The sequence below is a fragment of the Amycolatopsis sp. NPDC021455 genome (genome assembly GCF_040640995.1).
Taxonomy (GTDB): Bacteria; Actinomycetota; Actinomycetes; order Mycobacteriales; family Pseudonocardiaceae; genus Amycolatopsis.
Genome location: NZ_JBFACT010000160.1, coordinates 1 through 1,579, shown reverse-complemented (window position 1 = coordinate 1,579; position 1,579 = coordinate 1). Strand labels below are relative to the sequence as shown.

Sequence of the window (1,579 nt, the reverse complement as noted above, 5' to 3'; positions counted from 1 at the left end):
CTGATCCGAAAATGGGACTTTGGGGGCGTGCGTCAGCATCCGGCGGAGCGGAGCGGAGCCGGTTTCGAGGGTGGGTGGTGTTCAGGCGGCGGGTTCGAGGGTGACTTTGTAGCCGAGTGCTTCGAGCTGGCGGATGTGGTTGCGTTTGCGGTGCTCGGGGTGGGTGTGGGTGGTGTGGAAGTCTGGTCCGAGGTCGTGGAAGCGGGTGCCGGGTTCGGTGAGCAGGTGCCAGGCGATGACGAGGATGGAGCGGCCAACGGCGACGATGGCGCGTTTCTTGCCGCGTCGCTTGGCGATGCGGCGGTAGCGTTCTCCGAGGAAGGTGTTGGTTTTGCCGGCGGCGACGGCGGCCTCGCCGAGGGCTCGTGCGAGGTAGGGGTTGCCGTGTCCGGTGCTGCCGGTGCCTTTCTTGCGGCCGGCTGATTCCTTGACGGTGGGCGCGAACCGGGCCCAGGACACCAGATGCCCGGCGGTCGGGAAGTGGGTCATGTCCATCCCGGTCTCGGCGATGATCACGGCTGCGGTGGTGGGGCCGATGCCGGGGATCTCAGCCAGCCGGTCGACCGCGTCCGCGAAAGGGATGATCTGCTCACCGATCCGGTCTTCGACCGCGGCGATGTCGGTGTTGATCGCGTCGATGCGTCCCAGCATCCGGGTCAGCAGGAACGCATGATGGTCGGTGAAGTGCCCGGTGAACGCCTCTTCCAACAAGGTGATCTTGGTGCGCATCCGGGTCCGTGCCAGCTGCGCGAGGACTTTCGGGTCCCGTTCGCCGGCGATCAGGGCGGCCATCATGTCGCGCCCGGAGACCCCGAAGATGTCCGAGGCCACGACCGACAGTTTGATGCAGGCGTCCTCGAGCAGCTTCTCCACCCGGTTTTTCTCCGCGCCGCGGGCGTTGACCAGGTCGATGCGGTAGCGGGTCAGATCCCGCAACCGGCGGATCGGCGGAGGTGGGACCAGGCTGGGCCGGATCATCTGCCGCTCCGCGATCTTGCACAACCACACCGCATCCAGGGTGTCGGTCTTGGGACGGCCGGGCAGGTGCTTGACATCGCGGGCATTGACCAGCCAGGTGTCGAAACCGTGGGCTTCCAGCAGGTAGAAGACCGGTTTCCAGTAGTCCGACGTGGCCTCCATGACCACCCTGCCCACCCGCAGCTGACGCAGCCGGTCGGCCAGCAGCAGTACCGCCCGGGTCATCGTTGGATGGGTGGTGACCTCCTGCAGCCGCCGGCCCGGCCGGCGTTCGTCGGGAACCCGCACGCAACACACCAGCTCGGCCTTGCCGATGTCCAGCGCCGCGACCTGCGCGATGATCTCCTCGGTGTCCTCAGATTCGGTCAGCATCTCTGCTCCTCGTCGGTGCCCTGCGGTCGCCCGCAGGAACCACCAGGCAAGGACCGGAATCTGATCCGCGTGCTCGAAGCAACACTGAAGAGCCCAAAGCGTGGTCCCCGGCGTCCCGCTGATCAACGGCCTCCAACGACCACAGAGCTACGACGTCAGCGAGCGACCAACCCCCATTTTCAACCCCGAACGAGCGCCCCACCAGAGGCACACCCAGCTGATCACGCGA

Annotated in this window: 1 protein-coding gene; it reads right to left on the bottom strand. The window is 66.5% G+C overall.

The annotated features are described in order from the left end of the window. Positions 1-81 precede the first annotated feature (81 nt). Positions 82-1,350, bottom strand: a complete 1,269-nt coding sequence (locus AB0G28_RS49305; protein WP_361106654.1) for an IS110 family transposase — start codon at positions 1,348-1,350, stop codon at positions 82-84. Positions 1,351-1,579: the final 229 nt, after the last annotated feature.